The organism is Pseudoalteromonas fenneropenaei, assembly GCF_042643375.1.
GTDB lineage: Bacteria > Pseudomonadota > Gammaproteobacteria > Enterobacterales > Alteromonadaceae > Pseudoalteromonas > Pseudoalteromonas fenneropenaei.
Window position 1 is genome coordinate 89413 of record NZ_JBHRSD010000010.1, and the last position, 17865, is coordinate 107277.

At 46.0% G+C, this 17865-nt stretch carries 19 protein-coding genes; 1 reads left to right on the forward strand and 18 read right to left on the reverse strand.

Annotated features, from left to right (window positions below):
- Nucleotides 1-6: 6 nt before the first annotated feature.
- Nucleotides 7-312, forward strand: a complete 306-nt coding sequence (locus tag ACFOEE_RS04530) for an EscU/YscU/HrcU family type III secretion system export apparatus switch protein (RefSeq protein WP_377121355.1) — start codon at nucleotides 7-9, stop codon at nucleotides 310-312.
- Between the two features lie 36 nt (nucleotides 313-348).
- Here ACFOEE_RS04530 and ACFOEE_RS04535 read toward each other — a convergent pair whose 3' ends face one another.
- From ACFOEE_RS04535 to fliQ, 18 genes are all read right to left on the reverse strand, one after another.
- A complete protein-coding gene (locus ACFOEE_RS04535) occupies nucleotides 349-813 on the reverse strand; it encodes an adenylyltransferase/cytidyltransferase family protein (RefSeq protein ID WP_377121357.1) in 465 nt (154 codons plus the stop codon).
- Complete coding sequence (locus tag ACFOEE_RS04540; RefSeq protein WP_377121359.1) at nucleotides 810-1871, reverse strand: tetratricopeptide repeat protein; 1062 nt, start codon at nucleotides 1869-1871, stop codon at nucleotides 810-812. The genes ACFOEE_RS04535 and ACFOEE_RS04540 overlap by 4 nt, the downstream gene beginning before the upstream one ends.
- Before the next feature lie 25 nt (nucleotides 1872-1896).
- Nucleotides 1897-2826, reverse strand: coding sequence for a hypothetical protein (locus tag ACFOEE_RS04545; protein WP_377121361.1), 930 nt, complete (start codon nucleotides 2824-2826; stop codon nucleotides 1897-1899).
- 131 nt (nucleotides 2827-2957) lie between these two features.
- The gene (locus ACFOEE_RS04550) at nucleotides 2958-3365 is read right to left on the reverse strand and encodes a DUF2802 domain-containing protein (protein ID WP_377121363.1); all 408 of its coding nucleotides are present in this window, start codon (nucleotides 3363-3365) and stop codon (nucleotides 2958-2960) included.
- A 24-nt stretch (nucleotides 3366-3389) separates the two neighbouring features.
- Entirely contained in the window at nucleotides 3390-3887 is a 498-nt protein-coding gene (locus ACFOEE_RS04555) for a chemotaxis protein CheW (RefSeq protein WP_377121365.1), read from the reverse strand.
- Between the two features lie 44 nt (nucleotides 3888-3931).
- Entirely contained in the window at nucleotides 3932-4759 is an 828-nt protein-coding gene (locus ACFOEE_RS04560; protein ID WP_377121367.1) for a chemotaxis protein CheW, read from the reverse strand.
- A 4-nt stretch (nucleotides 4760-4763) separates the two neighbouring features.
- The gene (locus tag ACFOEE_RS04565) at nucleotides 4764-5534 is read right to left on the reverse strand and encodes a ParA family protein (RefSeq protein WP_377121369.1); all 771 of its coding nucleotides are present in this window, start codon (nucleotides 5532-5534) and stop codon (nucleotides 4764-4766) included.
- A 92-nt stretch (nucleotides 5535-5626) separates the two neighbouring features.
- Nucleotides 5627-6784, reverse strand: coding sequence for a protein-glutamate methylesterase/protein-glutamine glutaminase (locus ACFOEE_RS04570; RefSeq protein ID WP_377121371.1), 1158 nt, complete (start codon nucleotides 6782-6784; stop codon nucleotides 5627-5629).
- Nucleotides 6785-6879: 95 nt separating this feature from the next.
- Nucleotides 6880-9132, reverse strand: coding sequence for a chemotaxis protein CheA (locus ACFOEE_RS04575; protein ID WP_377121373.1), 2253 nt, complete (start codon nucleotides 9130-9132; stop codon nucleotides 6880-6882).
- 15 nt (nucleotides 9133-9147) lie between these two features.
- Nucleotides 9148-9915, reverse strand: a complete 768-nt coding sequence (locus ACFOEE_RS04580; RefSeq protein ID WP_377121375.1) for a protein phosphatase CheZ — start codon at nucleotides 9913-9915, stop codon at nucleotides 9148-9150.
- A gap of 18 nt (nucleotides 9916-9933) precedes the next feature.
- Nucleotides 9934-10317, reverse strand: coding sequence for a chemotaxis response regulator CheY (cheY, locus tag ACFOEE_RS04585; RefSeq protein ID WP_377121377.1), 384 nt, complete (start codon nucleotides 10315-10317; stop codon nucleotides 9934-9936).
- 41 nt (nucleotides 10318-10358) lie between these two features.
- Nucleotides 10359-11069 (reverse strand): RNA polymerase sigma factor FliA, encoded by a 711-nt coding sequence (locus tag ACFOEE_RS04590; RefSeq protein WP_377121861.1) that lies wholly within the window; start codon nucleotides 11067-11069, stop codon nucleotides 10359-10361.
- A 23-nt stretch (nucleotides 11070-11092) separates the two neighbouring features.
- Nucleotides 11093-11953, reverse strand: coding sequence for a MinD/ParA family protein (locus ACFOEE_RS04595; protein WP_377121379.1), 861 nt, complete (start codon nucleotides 11951-11953; stop codon nucleotides 11093-11095).
- The gene (flhF, locus tag ACFOEE_RS04600; protein ID WP_377121381.1) at nucleotides 11946-13400 is read right to left on the reverse strand and encodes a flagellar biosynthesis protein FlhF; all 1455 of its coding nucleotides are present in this window, start codon (nucleotides 13398-13400) and stop codon (nucleotides 11946-11948) included. Before flhF ends, ACFOEE_RS04595 begins: the two co-directional genes overlap by 8 nt.
- 18 nt (nucleotides 13401-13418) lie before the next feature.
- A complete protein-coding gene (gene flhA, locus ACFOEE_RS04605; RefSeq protein ID WP_377121383.1) occupies nucleotides 13419-15527 on the reverse strand; it encodes a flagellar biosynthesis protein FlhA in 2109 nt (702 codons plus the stop codon).
- A gap of 67 nt (nucleotides 15528-15594) precedes the next feature.
- On the reverse strand, nucleotides 15595-16725 hold the full coding sequence (flhB, locus tag ACFOEE_RS04610; protein WP_377121385.1) for a flagellar biosynthesis protein FlhB: 1131 nt from the start codon (nucleotides 16723-16725) through the stop codon (nucleotides 15595-15597).
- Nucleotides 16726-16809: 84 nt separating this feature from the next.
- On the reverse strand, nucleotides 16810-17589 hold the full coding sequence (gene fliR, locus ACFOEE_RS04615; RefSeq protein ID WP_377121387.1) for a flagellar biosynthetic protein FliR: 780 nt from the start codon (nucleotides 17587-17589) through the stop codon (nucleotides 16810-16812).
- Between the two features lie 4 nt (nucleotides 17590-17593).
- On the reverse strand, nucleotides 17594-17863 hold the full coding sequence (gene fliQ, locus ACFOEE_RS04620) for a flagellar biosynthesis protein FliQ (RefSeq protein WP_377121389.1): 270 nt from the start codon (nucleotides 17861-17863) through the stop codon (nucleotides 17594-17596).
- Nucleotides 17864-17865: the final 2 nt, after the last annotated feature.

Consider the following 17865-nt stretch of genomic DNA (forward strand, 5'->3'; position numbering starts at 1 on the left):
CGCATTATGGATACGAGTAAACAAAAGTCCGCTATTGGCCTGCTGTATGAAGCAGGTAAGGCGCCAGAAGTAGTATCAAAGGGCTTTGGCGAATTGGCCGAAGAGATCATTGCTACCGCCAAAGAGCGAGGCATTTTAGTCCATCAAGATGAAAGCCTGATGCAAACCTTAGTGCAATTACAGCTTCACGAGCAGATCCCTCGTGAGTTGTACTATGTTATCGCTGAGCTGATTGCCTTTTCTTATATTATGCAAGGTAAATTCCCACCGGGTTGGCAAGGGTTTAGGGGTAAACTGGATATTCGCGCCTAGCCATTGTAGTACCTCTAATAGCTTTCATGCTCGTAGTTAACATTGATACGGTTCGCGGCGGATCTTAGCTTTGATGTCAGTGCTAGAAATACTTGGCGTTTTAGGCGCAAACATAACCGTAATATCATCATCCTGCAACGCCTCTGCTAAGCGTTGCCATTGCTCCGCGCCCTGCCATTGCTCACCTACCACAATTTTATTGATGCCCCACGCTTTTATCCAAGCACAAGCAGCAGCTGTTTCTTTGATTGGGCAAGGTAAGAGATAGGCCTCTTTCACAATCGCCAATGCGCGCACAATCGCTAATCGCTCAACTTGATTAATAATAGGCAAAGCCTGTTTTTTGGCTAAACACACCGCATCCGGCGCCACCGCTACCAATAACTCATCACCTTGCGCTTTAGCAAACGCCAAATAATTCAGATGACCAATATGAAATAAGTCGAATACCCCCAGCGCTAAACAACGCGTTATGAGAGGTTGTGGTTGCATGATACTCATACTGCGTGCTCTTGGGATTGTGCTAATTGTTCAAGCGCTCGTATGAGCGAGTCTTGCTTATCTAAAAAGGCAACATTGGCTAGGGTAAAACGCAGTTTTGCCCACTGTCGTAATAACACCAAACGGTATAACCTAGCGTACAACAAACATTGCGTTAACAGCGAAAAGTCGCGGATATTGCGTGCACATAGCACAGTATCGAATAAAGGCTGTGGGGTTTGCCAATCACCATAAAGCGCCGTTAAAAACTGCTGCGGTTGCTGCAAATGCCACACCATACCAAACGGGGTGCGTTTATCCGTTAAGTGAATAGCAGGATATTCGGTAACACGATTCCAACTAAATGGCATTTCGCTCATCCAAATGCCTGCAATGGTGGTTTGCGTACGCGCATCGACCGCAAAACCGCATAAATCTAGCGTGACACCAGCAGCATGAATAAAACAGCGTGGATTAACCAAGTCATAAGAGCGACGATATTCTTGCCAGCCTAAAGCTTGGAGCACACCAATTGCCTGTGACATTTGCCCCCAATCCACACCGATATCAATATCTTTATCGTTGGCTAGAATGCGCCCTTCGCGTTCAATACCAAGTAAACTGCCTGAGGTCGCAAAGGATTTCACCCCAGCTTGTCGCAGTGCAACTAAGGTCTGCCACAACAAGGTTTCATGGATAGTGGTGTCAAATTCTGCCGCTACCGGCTGCTTGTAAGGGATTGTTGGCGGGTGCTGCAAAAGCGTCGCGAGCGCATCACGATAACAAGACACTGCAGCGCTCAATTCACGCTTTTGTTGATAACACAATCCCAGCAGATGCTTGACTTCACTCGCGAACGGCTGGGACTCAAGAAAAGCTTTTAGAGCAGCAATATGCTCTTTGCCAGTACCGGCAATCAAGGCAATTTCGGCTAAAAAGCAGCGCGCGACCAATTCGCAGCTTTCATCCTCAAGCAATAAAGTAAATTGTCGTTCAGCTGCAGTAAAATCGTTACTTTGATACAGCGTAATAGCGGCCTTGAGGCTACTTGGTAATTGTGTTAACTGACTTTCTGACACGTTTTTCCTTCACAGCGTAATAAGATTAAAGCGCTCTAACTATCTTACACACCTGAGCTAAAGTTGTATCTGTTATTGTCAAAGGAAGAGTGCAAGCTGGCGCCACAAGCACCCGTTCAAGCGCAACCGCTCGCCCAAGCTCAGTGAAGAAATGCACTATCTGCGAATAACTTAACGGTTGCGGTCGTAACAAACAATCCAGTAAACCGACAAAAGTCAACTGAGTAAAACGTGCAAGCAAAGCACCTATCTGCACAGGATGCTGATAATGCTCAGCCGATACGAAAGCGAATTTGCCACTGGCAAGGTAATCAAAATACACCTCGCCCGCACTGTGATAGTGAATTAAATGCTCTGTGCCACTTAGGCTTGCAATACATTGCTGGTCATAATGCGCGACATGCTTTTTAAATTGTGGATAGCGACAAAACTCAGCACTGGCGTGAAAGCTACAGTAATAAATGCGCACATTTCGAATGGTTTGTAACTCCGCAATATATTCACAAGTAAGTGCAGTTAAGCGTTGCAGCATGGCGCAATTCTCAGCTAACGCTAACCCTGCAATTGTCAGCTTGCCCGCCAGCATGGAATTGAGACTATAAAGTGGTGAATAAACGGTCGCAAAACTTGGGGTATCTTTACAATCAGGGTTGGCGCTAATACGCCGATGTGCTGCGAGGTTGGTTTGTAGTAACTGGCAATCATGCAACGTACGAGGATTAGGCTGTGCCAACAAGGCTTTGATATCAAAAGCTGAGGTATTTTTAGCGTAGGAGCCTAAGCTACTATTTTGCCATACGCGGCGCACCCCAAAAGCTTCACAGAGACTATTACTATTGCAACTGACTTTAATAAAATCATGCTGATGAATGGACTGATAAGCAACAATGGCCGCTGCCAATTGGTCAGCAATGTGATCTTGATTTGGCCAATGCCGCCATGCTGCAACCTGCAAACGCGCTCCCTATCGCTAAACTAACGATCACTCAATGTGAGTCCGTGAGAACATCAATAGCGTCAGGAAGATAGCAAAATGCCAAATCTGCCGTTCGCGGTGAATCGAAGAATAGTACCTTAGGCACTCACTTAACCGCCTTTGTTGTGCAGCGTCATCAATAACTCAGCTTCCGCTCTAGGTAGCTCACATTCACGCATGACTTCTTCTATGTCTGCACCGAGTTCTATCATTTTCACCGCGCGAGAATAGATCCGGGCATCGGGGTCGTCGTACTTTTGTGCCGACAGCGCTTGTGCAAGTTCTTGCGAACCCTGCTCACAAGCCACAATGCGTTTACTCATACTCAGCACCCCAGCCCGCACCTCAGCAATTTCGCTACGCAAGATCTGGAGCTGCTGTGCTAACGCTTCATTATGCTTATGTTGCTGGATAATTTGCTTGCGCTGCACGTCAGTATTTTTGCGTGCAGCATAAAAAAGCCCCAAGCACACACAAGATAAAGCGCATGAGGCTACCAATAGTCCAATAATGATCATACTGCTTGGATCTATATTCACGATTTAGATGTGGCTCAACTCGTCCCATTCATCGTCAGTGAGCAACTTGTTAAGGTCAACCAGAATTAACAACTCACCTTCACGGTTTGACACCCCTTGGATAAACTTAGCGCTTTCCTCAGTGCCAATATTCGGTGCACTGTCGATCTCGGAGCTACGTAGATAAACTACTTCAGCAACGCTATCTACCAAAATACCGATTACCTGCTTTTCCGCTTCAATAATCACAATCCTTGAGTTATCAGTAACTTCAGCACTTGGTAAGCCAAAACGGGCGCGCGTATCAATAACGGTAACCACGTTACCACGCAGGTTAATAATGCCAAGCACATAATCCGGTGCACCCGGAACAGGAGCAATCTCGGTATAACGCAATACTTCTTGCACCTGCATTACGTTAATACCATAGGTTTCCGCTTCTAATTTATAGGTAACCCATTGCAATACTTCATCGTTACTATCGGCATTTTTATCTGCTTTTAGTAGTCTCTCTTGACTCATGGCTTAGCTCCAAAGTACAAACTAGTTGAGCACTGGTTGGCAGGTCAAACAGCGCGGCTGTCGAGGCCTTTTTCCAACAAGTGAATTAAACTTTCTACATCTATAAGCGCGCACATCTTTTCTTTTATCACGCCTGCAAGCCAAGGTCGCTTGCCTGCCGCTGTGCGCCACTTCACATCATCTGGATGTAAGGTAATGTTATTTACCAATTTTTCTGCTGACAAGCCCCACGGGCTGTCACCAAGCATAATTAAATACTGATAATTGAGCTTATCAGCCAATTCCGGTGTGTACTTTTCTGGCATAACCCAACGAGCAGTATCAATGACACTGAGTTTTTCGTCGCGGTTAAGCATCACACCTTGAAACCACTTTGGCTTGCCAAACAACTGATTAATTTCACCAAGCTGATGGATACCACCTAAGGCTTTAAGTGGTACTGCCAAAGTTAAGCCCGCCACTTCAAAAAACAGTGCTTGAAACTGGCCATCAAAATATTCTTTACGACCATTAAGTACCGCTTCTGGTTCTAGCTGCGGTAACGCTTGCTCTGCAACTTGTTCTTTGATGATAGTACTATTTTGCTGATCCTCAAGCTCTTTTTCGATAACTTCAGGACGAACTCGTGGTTCATCGACAAACTCTTTAAGGGCTGGTGAGTCATGCTCTAATACACTGCTACTGAGCTGCGCATCAGGGATGTCGGGATGAACTTGCTGTAATAACTTGGCAACTGGGGACAGTTCAGCGGTTGGGAGTTGATGTGGCGTAGTTGCAACCACCTCAGCTTGAACTTCAGGCTCTTCCTCACTCAATAGCGCACTCAAGTACTGCTTCATCACTTGTTCGTTGGCGAAAAGGTGCTTGCTCATGGTGTTAGCCTAATTGCTCCAAATATTCTAATAACGCTTTATAAGCATAGACACCACGAGATTTAGGACAGTACTCAATAGGTACTTTCTGCATCAAACTGGCATCTCGAAATTTTGTATCCACCGGTATCACACCCGGCCAAACCGCCTCTTTGTAAGTTTCCAGTAACGACTTGTAAGCCTCTAAGGAAGCTTTAGTACGTTTGTCATACATAGTCGGAATAATGGTGTACTGGTATTGCTTACTCTGTGAACTTTGCATCAACTCCATGGTGCGCATCATGCGATCAAGCCCTTTAAGTGCCAAAAACTCAGTTTGCACCGGCACTAAAATGCGTTCACTAGCAGCCAAGGCATTGATCATCAGCACACCCAATACTGGTGGGCAATCCAAAATCGCATAATCATAATGGTCGCTGATTTTAGCCAATGCTTTTTTTAGCAACAATCCCATACCAGATTTTTGCCCCATACTGCGGTCTAATGTCGCAATCGCCATAGTGGCGGGTAAAATATCTAGGTTTTCAATGGTTGAAGGACACAAAGCTTGCAAAATTTCTTCACTGGCCATTTGCGAGCCACGGGCAAAGATATCGTAAACACTGACTTCCAGTTCTTCAGAATCGATACCAAAGTAATAGGTTAACGAAGCGTGCGGATCTGTGTCGATAAGCAGTACCCGCATGCCTTGTAACGCCAAAATACCACCTAGGCTAACGGTTGTAGTAGTTTTCCCTACCCCGCCTTTCTGATTTGCTACCGTCCAAATCTTCACAACTGTAAACCAATCCTTAATCCCGTCGAGTTGTTCCACCTTAACACGCTTGACTACTCGGCGTTAAGTGCATCACGCTGTTGTTTTTATCATTATGCGCAGCCGACTTCTTTACTGATACGAACTGCAAAATCTTGTAACGGCAAACTTTCTGTAGATAGCCCAGCATTCGCAACGGCAGCCGGCATACCATATACCACGCAGGTTTTTTCATCTTGCGCCCAAATAGTTGAACCAGCCTGTTTTAATAGTCTCGCGCCATCACGACCATCCGCGCCCATACCGGTTAATACCACAGCAAGGACATCGCCATGATAGGCTTTAGCTGCACTGGCAAAGGTCACGTCAACACTGGGTTTATAGGTGATACGTGGGCTGTCGTCTTCAAATACGCGTAATGTTTTGCTGCCGCCACGTGCTTCAACCAACATTTGCTGGCCACCTGGAGCTAAATAAGCCACACCTGGCATTAAACGGTCACCATTTTCAGCTTCCTTTACCTTTATTTTGCATAAGGTATTTAAACGCTGTGCAAAGGCTGGTGTAAATGCCGCGGGCATATGCTGAATAAGTAAAATTGGATGTGGGAAATTGCTAGGTAATTGCGTCAAAATGGTTTGTAGTGCAACTGGACCACCCGTTGATGTGCCTATTGCAACTAATTGATATTTTTTCCCTGATGCCTTTGCGCTTACACTGCTACCGCCTGGGGCCGTTGCTGAGCTACTCACCGATGTACGGCTAAAGCTACGATCTGGCTGTGCGATAGTGCTACGAGTAGTTGTTGGACTAACACTGGGTGCTGGCGTCACAGGGGCTGGGCTGTAAGTCGGTCTGGTATAACGGCTAACACGGCGCCGTCCAATTTCTTTGACTTTGGTTTGTAAAGATTTAATTGCCTCTTCACTGTTGCGGGCGATATCTTCGAACTTCTTCGGTAGGAAATCAACCGCACCGGCATCTAGTGCATCTAATGTGGCACTGGCCCCTTCACGGGTGAGTGAAGAAAACATCAAAATCGGTGTTGGTGTTGCCTGCATGATTTTCTTCACCGCACTGATCCCGTCCAGCACCGGCATTTCAACGTCCATGGTGATCACATCAGGGCGCAGTTGCGCCGCTTTTTCAACCGCTTCTTGTCCATTAACCGCATAATCAATAACCTTGATTTCAGGGTCTTGTTCTAATATCTCTGTGACCCGGCGACGGAAAAAACTTGAGTCATCTACAACTAATACTTTGACTGCCATTGGCACGCTCATTTTTAACAATTCAGATCTAAAAAGTGGTGCACTGGGCACCACATCAATACTTGTCTATCAGTATTTTCGTGGGGTCTTTACCCCTACCTGCTGGCGTAATGTTTCAGTAAGTTTGGTACGTCCAAGATCAATGCTATACCACCATCAGAGGTGATTGTCGCGCCTGCCATACCAGGAGTCCCTTGTAATAGCGCATCAAGAGGCTTAATGACCACTTCTTCTTGCCCTATCAACGAGTCCACCACAAAGCCTACTTGTTTTGTGCCGATTTGCACGATAACCACATGACCTTCAGCTTTACGCCGCGAACGGTCGGCACCGCGTTTCAACCAATGTTCTAAATAAAACAGCGGGATGGCTTTGTTACGCACGATAATAGTCAGCTGTCCATCTACCACGTTAGTCTTAGTCAAGTCCAAATGGAAGATTTCATTCACCCCAGCTAATGGCAACGCAAAGGTTTGTTGACCTACAATCACCATTAACGTTGGCAAAATAGCTAATGTCAGCGGTACTTTAATTTCTAGTACCGTACCTACACCTAATTGCGATTGGATGTTGACTGAACCATTCAGTTGCGCAATTTTGGTTTTAACCACATCCATGCCAACACCACGGCCTGAAATATCTGAAATCTGTTCTTTGGTCGAAAAACCAGGAGCAAAAATCAGATTGTACGCTTCGGTATCAGATAAGCGACTTGCTTGGTCAGCATCAATAACGCCTTTTTGCACCGCAATTCTCTTGAGCTTTTCTGGGTCCATCCCCGCGCCATCGTCGCGGATGGTTAGAAGTATATGGTCACCCTCTTGCGACGCCGATAATGTCACTGTACCTGTGCGGGGCTTGCCTGCAGCTTCACGGACACTAGGCATTTCAATACCATGATCAACTGAGTTACGAACCAAGTGCACTAATGGGTCGGCCAATGCCTCAACTAAGTTTTTATCGAGATCGGTCTCTTCACCTTCCAACACCAAATTGATGTCTTTGCGTAAACTACGCGCCAAATCACGCACTACGCGCGGGAAACGACCAAATACCTTTTTGATAGGCTGCATGCGGGTTTTCATTACCGCACCTTGTAAATCTGCAGTCACTACATCTAAGTTAGAAATCGCTTTGCTCATGGCCTCGCTACTGGCGTTTGACGCCAAGCTGACTAAACGATTTCGCACCAATACTAACTCACCGACCATGTTCATGATCTGGTCTAGACGTTTAGTGTCAACTCGCACTGTGGTTTCCGCTTGCGCTGCAGGGGCCGCCTTTTTAGCTCCACCAGCTGCTGTCTGGCGCGAATCAAAATCGTCATTATCCATCGCTGCGGCTGGCGCAGGGGTTGGAGCTGGTTTTGGGGTTGGCTTAGGCGCTGGAGGAGTTGCAGCTTTTGCCGCTGGTGCTGGTTTTGCCGACTCAACCGGAGGTTTAGCGGCAGCTTCCTCCTCTACCGAGCGAGGCGCATTGCCTTTACCATGCAGCTCATCCAATAAGGCTTCGAACTCGTCATCATTAATGTCGTCGTCACTACCACTGCTAACTGGTTTGCTTTCTGGGGTAGGGATAGGTGCAGCAGGTTTAGCGTCCTCAACAGGTTTTCCAGCTTCAGCAGCCGCACCAAACTTACCGACGCCGTGCAGCTCATCAAGCAGTTTATCAAACTCATCGTCAGTAATGTCGCCATCGTCATTACTTGTAGAAGTTTTACTGTCAGTACCTTGCGCAAGGTTAGGTGCTTTACCCGCACCATGCAATTCATCTAGGAGTGCTTCAAATTCGTCTTCGGTAATTTCGTCAATCCCGGAATCATCACTTACTAGCTGTTTGGCTTCTGATTGCGCGTCGAAAAATATGTCGTCATGCTCAAATGGGTCAGCTTCGACTTGAGGCGCAGCTTGATAAACTTCTTCTGGCTCTTCTGATACTGCATGACGTTCGTCTTCAGATTCTGGTTTGCTTAAATCATGAAGTCTTTCTAGTAAGGCAGGATCGGCTGGGTCTGGTTGCTCACGGTTCTGAATATGCGCGAACATTTCATTGATAGTATCTAAAGCTTGCAGGATAACGTCCATCAACTCAGCATTAACGCGGCGTTGACCTTGACGTAGGACATCGAATACGTTTTCCGCGCCGTGGCAAGCATCCACAAGCTCGGTCATACTAAGAAAACCTGCGCCACCTTTTACGGTATGGAAGCCACGGAATATGGCATTGAGCAGCTCTCTATTGTCGGGATTATTTTCCAACTCAACCAATTGCTCGGAGAGCTGTTCTAATATTTCGCCGGCTTCTACTAGAAAGTCTTGTAATATATCTTCATCGACTTCAAAGCTCATGCACCTACTCTCCTATCAGAAGCCCAAACTGGATAGCAAATCGTCAACCTCATCTTGACCAGAGACCACATCTTCACGTAGTTCTGGATTAATGATTGGTCCTTCCGGTCCCGACAGCTCATCTGGTTGTGATTGCTCACGGACCTGTTCTGTTCGTTTTTGTTTTAATGAACTTACATCCGTAGTACCAAACACCGTTAGGAGATGGATCAAACTATCTTCAACTTCTCGCACTAATTCAATCACGCGTCTAATCACCTGACCAGTTAAATCTTGATAATCCTGTGCCATCAGCACATTGGTCATCAACATTTGTAATTCGTCAGTACGATTAGGTGAAGATTGCATAAAGCGGTCAATATCATGACATAGCGCTTTAAACTCGCCGAGTTGGATATCGCGATTCATTAAGCGATCCCAAGTGGGTTTGATATGCGAAATATCTTCAGCAAGCTGTTGTGCAAGAGGGAGACTGGCTTCGACTGCATCCATGGTCTTATTTGCCGCGTTTTCAGTCATTTCCATCACATAATTTAGACGTTGTTTAGCATCAGGAAGCGCTTCTGTCGTCAAATCAGCTAAGCGAGTATCCAGTTCAAAGTTTTTGAGCGACTCATGTAATTGGCGGGTTAATTTACCGACTTCGGCAAATAACTCTGACTGCTCTTTACTGGCAGCCTCCATAATGAGCTGATCTGCTTTTTGTTGTTCACCTTGCTCTAGATATTCAACCAGTAATCTGGCTTGCTCAAGACTGATCTGAGGCGTTGCACCTACCGACATAAGCCTCTCCTCTGGTTATTAGCCTAAACGCTCAAATACTTTTTCGAGCTTCGTTTTTAACGTGCCCGCAGTAAATGGTTTGACAATATAACCATTCACACCCGCCTGCGCTGCTGCAACGATTTGTTCTTTCTTCGCTTCTGCAGTAACCATCAGTACTGGAATGTGCTTTAATTTTGCGTCAGCACGAATTGCACGTAGCAGGTCAATACCTTGCATCCCCGGCATGTTCCAATCGGTTACCACGAAATCAAATTCTTGATTTTGCAGCATTGGCAGGGCTGTACTACCGTCATCGGCTTCGTGAACATTTGTAAAACCTAAATCTCTGAGCAGGTTTTTGATGATTCGACGCATCGTCGAGAAATCGTCAACCACGAGAATTTTCATGTTCTTATCCAAAACATCCTCCAGTGAGGTTTGAACCTATTTTACTTGTAAACTTAGTTGACCCAGTCATTGATCTTCGCTCTTAAGCGAAGCATTGCCTGGCCATGAATTTGGCTAACACGAGACTCACTTACATCAAGTATCTGGCCGATTTCTTTTAAATTCATTTCATCATTGTAATACAACGACAATACCAGTGCCTCACGCTCGGGTAAAGTTTGGATCGCATCGATGAGTGATTGGTTAAAGCGCTCATTTTTAACGACATTATACGGTTTGTCCAGTGTCAAATCCTGATCTGCCGTGGTAATGACGTCCTCATCAACACCAAGATCCTCAATTCCCAATATTTTGCTGGAATTTACATCCTGTAAAATATGATGGTACTCATCCAGACTAATATCAAGTTTTGCAGCGATTTCAGTGTCTTTTGGCTCGCGACCAAGCTCACCCTCAAGCTCGGCGATGGCTTCTGCGACCATGCGATTATTGCGATGCACAGAGCGTGGAGCCCAATCGCCACGACGAATTTCGTCCAGCATGGCGCCGCGAATGCGGATCCCAGCAAACGTTTCAAAACTGGCGCCTTTAGTGGCGTCAAAATTTTTGCTCGCTTCAATCAAGCCAATCATACCGGATTGAATTAAATCATCGAGTTGCACACTTGCGGGCAAACGGGCAATGAGGTGACAGGCCACTTTTTTTACCAGTGGCGCATGACGCTCTACCAATAACTGCAAGTGATTCTCTGTCTGATACCCCATGGTTTTAGTCACCAATACCATACCTATCCATTAACAAGTTGTTCGATAAAGAACTCTAAGTGACCGGACGGTTGATGTGGAATGGGCCATTTTGCCGCCTTGCTAGCGAGGCCACGAAATGCCACTGCAGCAGGCGAATTTGGAAATAACTCAACGATGGTTTTTTGACGGCGTGATGATTTACGCATATTTTCGTCAAATGGGATCGTTGCTACTAACTCCAAAGCCACGTCGAGGAAACGATCAGTCACTTTGGAGAGTTTAGCAAATAATTCCTGGCCTTCACGGAGACTACGCACCATATTGGCCACTATTTTAAATTTGTACACGCCGTGTTCACGGCTCAGCACTTTAATAAGCGCATACGCATCGGTAATTGACGTAGGCTCATCACACACCACCACCATCACATCTTGCGCCGCTCGCGAGAAGCTCAACACCATGTCGGAAATCCCCGCCGCGGTGTCGACGATAAGGACGTCAAACTCAGTGTTAAGTTCGCTAAAAGCGCGGATGAGGCCAGCATGTTCAGCAGGTGTCAGCTCAACCATGCTTTGCGAGCCTGAAGTTGCAGGCACAATTCTGATGCCAGCTGGGCCTTCAACTAAGATTTCGTCCAGCTCACACTCGCCAGACAAAACGTGGGATAAATTCTTTTCTACGCGCAGACCGAGCATGACGTCACAGTTAGCAAGACCCAAGTCAGCATCGAGTACCAATACGCGATGGCCCTGTTGTCCCATGGCAATAGCCGTGTTCAAAGACACATTGGTCTTTCCGACTCCGCCTTTACCGCCTGTCACTGCGATGACCTTGACGCCGTGGTTTTTCTTTTGATTCATTCTACGCAGACCACTTGCTTGATCTAATACTGTGTTAATCATACATTCCTACTGCTTGAGACGCCACCGGTACACGTCTCGAATGTTGAGCTTTTGAGCGTGCCAGGAACAATTGCTCAGCCTTTTTGATGAGTTTTTCCGCATTTGCCACGCGAATATCCTCTGGCACTCGCTGACCGTTGGTAAGATACCCTATCGGCAAGCGATTTTGAATCGCAATACTAATAATCTCGCCCAAACTTAGACTTTCATCAAGTTTAGTGAAGATACAACCGCTTAGATTAACTTTCTTAAAGTGACGCACAGTTTCTTGCAATACGTTCATTTGTGCTGTGGCACTTAATACAAGATAGCTGCGAATATCCACTCTTGCATTCTTCATTAAGGTATTTAATTGCTCAGTTAAGCGTAAGTCTCGCTGACTCATGCCTGCTGTATCAATTAAAACTAAGCGCTTGTTACGTAAATGATATAACACTTCTGACAATTCTTGTGCATCTTTTACTTGTTTTACTGGGCAACCAATAATACGACCATAAGTAGCGAGTTGCTCATAAGCGCCGATACGGTAAGTGTCGGTAGTGATAAGCGCCACATTTTCCGGACCAAATTTTTGTGCACCCAATGCTGCAAGCTTAGCAACAGTAGTTGTTTTGCCTACACCAGTTGGGCCAACCAGTGCAAAAACACCGCCTTGGCGTAAAATTTCATTGTTGGTGGTGTGTAGTTGATTCTCAACCATACCAAGTAACGCATTCCACGCTTCTTTACGTGATACGTCATCAGGGATAAAACATGCCATTTGGTCAGCAACGTCTTCGCTTACACCCATACCTTTTAAACGGTCAATTAAACACGCACGAGTTGGGTCGCGACGCGCTAAGTCTTGTTGCATCAAACCAGACAATTGAAATTCAAGAAGTTGACGGATAGCGTTCATTTCTTCACGCATTTGTGTCATTTCATTGCCTGCTGCGCCAGAATTTTGACGAGTTGGCATTTCATCACCAAAATCACCGTCTAAATCGTCTTGCATAGCAAAATTTGCCACAGGCGCTTTTGCTGCTGGACGGGTAGCGGGTTTGCTAAAAGCAGGGGCTGCTTTTGGCTGATAAACTGACTCAGTGTTGATACCAGATTCAGAGAACATAGACGCAAGCTCAGGTGAACGCGGACGAGCTGTTTGTCTTTCTAATAAGGCTTGTAATGAGTCTGCCACTTTTGCTTGTGGTTCAGGGCGAGCACGCATTGGCTCAGGACGAACAAAGCGTGGCGCGGCTTCAGAAGCGACCTGTGCTGTTGCGCGAGGCGCTTGTTGTGCTGGCTCAGGTTTAGTAGTTGGGGCACGGTCATTGTCAACAGCAGCAACGATTTCAACACCGTCCGCCAATTTCTTGTTTGACATGATCACAGCGTCTGCACCAAGTTCTTCTTTCACTTCTTTCAAAGCTGTACGCATATCTTTGGCGAAAAAACGTTTGATCTTCATATGACAACCCCTTACTCATTAATGCTGTCCAACTGAGCTGACTATCTTGATTTGTCTCTCCTCTGGCACTTCTTGATACGACATCACACGAAGGCCTGGGATGGTATGTTTGACAAATCGTGAAAGCACGCTGCGTAACATTCCTGAGGTTAATAAGATTGAAGGTTCGCCTAGCATTTCTTGCGTTTGATGGGCTTCTCTCAGTGAGTTCTGAAGCCGCTCAGCAAGGCCTGGTTCGATACCTGCACCCTCATCACCTGCGTTCTGAAGTGAGTTATGCAACATCTGTTCCAACTCAGGCGCCAATGTTATGACAGGGATTTCATTATTGTTGCCAACGGCATCTTGAACTATCAAACGCCGCAGTGAAATACGGACTGCAGCCGTGAGTACATCTGGGTCTTGGCTGCGTGGGCCGTACTCAACTAAGGTTTGTACAATTGAGCGCATATCGCGAATTGCCACCCCTTCATTGAGTAAATTTTGTAAAACTTTAACGATAGTCGTAAGCGGTAATACATCTGGTACTAAACCTTCAACCAAACGTGGGTGACTCTTAGCTAAAATATCTAGTAGGTTTTGCACTTCTTCGTGACCTAAAAGTAACGAGGCATTGTTGGTCAGTAATTGGCTGATATGGGTTGCAACCACAGTTGCTGCGTCTACTACGGTATAACCTAGAGATTGGGCTTCGTCTTTCTGATCTGGTTTAATCCATACCGCATCAAGACCGAAGGCAGGATCTTTAGTCGCGGTGCCTCTGATCGGACCGAATACTTGACCGGGATTAATTGCCAGCTCATCACCATGCTTAAGCTCACCTTCACCCGTCCCTACGCCCATTAACGTAATGCGATACGCGTTCGGATCAAGTTCAAGATTGTCGCGGATATGCACTGGTGGCACTAAGAAGCCTAATTCTTGCGATAACTTTTTCCGCACGCCTTTAATACGGCTTAGCAATTCACCGCCTTGAGCTTGGTCAACTAATGGAATTAAACGATAACCTACTTCCAAACCGATTACATCAACGGGTTGTACATCGTCCCAGCCCAATTCTTTGTGGTCTTGTTGCATCGTTTTGTTCGCTACTGAGCCACCTTTACTGGTTTGCTCGGCTTCTTCTTGCGCGGCTTGGGCTTTTTGTTTTTGTAAGAAATAACCCAGATAAGCTAAAAATGCCGCAAAGCTTAAAAAGGCTAAATGTGGCATTCCAGGCACAATCCCCATCACGGCCAAAATACCGCTGGCAATAAACAGTGACTTTTCATTGCCTAGCTGATTCTTAACCTGCTCGCCCATATTTTGTGAAGCGTTTTCACGAGTAACGACAATTGCAGTTCCGATTGATAGTAATAATGAGGGTATTTGCGCAACCAAACCATCACCTATGGTCAGCAAAGTGTAGACTTCCATGGCACGGCTAAACGATAAACCGTGCTGGATCATACCAACAAATAGGCCACCAATGATATTGATAAACAGAATAACCATACCAGCAATGGCGTCGCCTTTTACGAATTTACTGGCACCGTCCATCGAACCATAAAAATCAGCTTCACGGGTCACTTCATCACGGCGCGCACGTGCTTCATCGGCGGAAATAAAACCCGCATTTAAATCAGCATCAATGGCCATTTGCTTACCCGGCATAGCATCAAGGGTAAAACGAGCTGAAACTTCAGAAATACGACCAGCACCTTTGGTAATTACGACAAAGTTGATGACCATCAAGATGATAAAAACGATTAAACCTACCGCGTAGTTGCCACCAATAACCACCGAACCGAAGGCTTCAATAACTTTCCCTGCGGCATCACCACCATTATGCCCTTCTAGTAGTACCACGCGCGTACTCGCGACGTTGAGCGCCAAACGCAGAATTGTCGCGATAAGCAGCACCGCTGGAAACATACCGAACTCAAGTGGCTTCATGATGTAAACGGTAACTAACAGTACCACCAGCGCCAAAGCAATATTAAAGGAAAACAGCACATCCAAAAGGAATGGTGGCATAGGTAAAATAACCATGCCAAGCGCCGCCAAAACGACTATGGGGGTACCAATGCCTTTTAGATAATCACTGCGATTTTCTTTTAACTGATTTAAAACTGCTTTAAAATCCATAAGTTATCTATTGCAAAAAATTGACGCATTCAAGTAAAAGCAATTACTGTTCCAGCTTACTAACTCGCTAGTGACGCAAGTCGGTTGGGATGGGTAAGTTTTTACTCAACGGAGTTGGACGACGACCGCGCCCTTTCTTAAATCGCTTCAGCTGAAACACGTAAGCCAGCACTTGGGCCACAGCAGTAAAGAGTCTATCTGGAATTTGGTGACCAACTTCAGTGGTATGATACAGCGAGCGCGTCAACATTGGCGACTCAAGAATAGGCACTTCGTTACCGATGGCAATTTTGCGAATTTGCATCGCCATTTCATCCACGCCTTTAGCCACCACAATTGGCGCACCGGCTTTATCTGTGTCATATTTTAATGCGACGGAATAATGGGTTGGGTTCGTTACCACAACGTCAGCATCCGGCACAGCTTGCATCATCCGCCGCTGCGACATTTCACGCTGGGTACGACGGATCCGCGCTTTAATCATGGGATCACCCTCAGAGTTTTTATACTCGTCTTTGACCTCTTGCAGCGTCATTTTTAATTGTTTGTGGTGATTGTAGCTTTGGTAAGGTGCGTCGATAGCGGAGATAATAATTAAGGTACAGCTCAGCGCCAAAAACATCCATGCTAGTATTTCTAACGAGTGCAAGACACTACTGGGTGGCGTTTCAATACTTAAATGTAAGATTTCATCGAAATACATCTGAATAAGTAAAATCGCAAATCCCGCCACCAGCACAAATTTAAGGATGGACTTTAGCAACTCAATCGCTGCTTGGGGGCCAAACATGCGTTTAATCCCCTTCATTGGCGACATTTTACTGGGTTTAGGCGACGCCGCCTCCCAGCTAAAGTTAAAGCCACCGAGTAAGGTATTACCCACAATACCGGCTATCGCGATAATGAAAACAAACATCGCCATAGGAAAAATGAGTTCGGAAAACGCTTCACCCCACACCGCAAACATCTTCGTGGTGTCATAGGTCTCATTGCGATTAAGAGAAAGTAAGCGCCCCATAACATTATAAAGGCCTTTGGCAATAGCAGGGCCGTACATTAACAGCGCAATAGCGGAAAAGATCAACACGAAGGTGGTACCGAGCTCTTTTGAGCGCGCTACTTGACCTTTTTTACGGGATTCTTCAATTTTTTTCCCCGTGGGTTCTTCGGTCCTTTCTTGTCCTGAGTCTTCCGCCACACTTCACTCCCAGCGAAAACACGATATCACTAAGATGTGTATCGCAAGTCAATTAACGGTATATTAGGCATTGTGCGGAAAAAGTTATAATGAACAACCAATCAAGCCGCACATTAGCTCCACCATTTTTAGCCATTGGAACTCGTATTGGACGATAAAATTGCCCATCGTCGCCCAGATAATAGCTAAGCCTGCAACTAAGGTAAACGCAAACCCCACTGAAAAGATGTTCATTTGTGGCGCTGCTCGCGTCATAATCCCAAAGGAGATATTGATCACCAGCATTGCAGTCAGCGGCGCCAGTGCCAATGCCAATGCTGTAGTAAACATCCAACCGCCCCAGGTGACGATATCCCAGTAACTGTCAACCGGCCACCATTCCCCCGTGATAGGAATAGATTCAAAGCTATAGACCACCATTTGGATCATCATCAAGTGACCATTGAAAACGAAAAATAGCAAAGTCGCGAGGATTAGATAAAACTGGCCGACCGCAGGCACACTCAAACCATTTGCTGGGTCGACTACTGACGCAAAACCAAGGCCAGTTTGCATTGCCAACACTTGGCCGGCGATAATAAAGGTATTTAATAACAGGAGCGAAGCAAAACCAATTGCGATGCCTATCAGCATTTGCTGCAATACCACAAATACCATAGCAAGAGAAAAAAGGTCGGTAAATTGTGACTTAGGTAGTACGGGCACCACTGCAAACGTCGTCACCACAGCTAAGGCCAATTTAACACGGCTTGGTACACTTTGCGCGCCAAGACCTGCCATGACCATCATCATCGAGCTAATTCGCACCAGTGGTAGTAAAAAATCACTCAGCCACTGAATAACTGTTGCGAGGGGGAATTCCATTGGTTTAGCCCGCGATTTCTGGGATCAACATTACTAGATGATTGAAAAAGTCCATCAACTCCTGAGTCAACCAGTGGCCACCCACAATCAATGCCACAATAGTAATAATCAAGCGTGGTAAAAAGCTGAGCGTTTGTTCGTTAATCGAGGTCGCAGCCTGAAACACCGCAACTATTAGACCCACTATCAGACCAGGGACAACAATGGCAGAAACCAGTTTAATCACCAGAAACAGTGAGTCGCTCAAAATATCGACAAATACTTCTGGTTCCATCG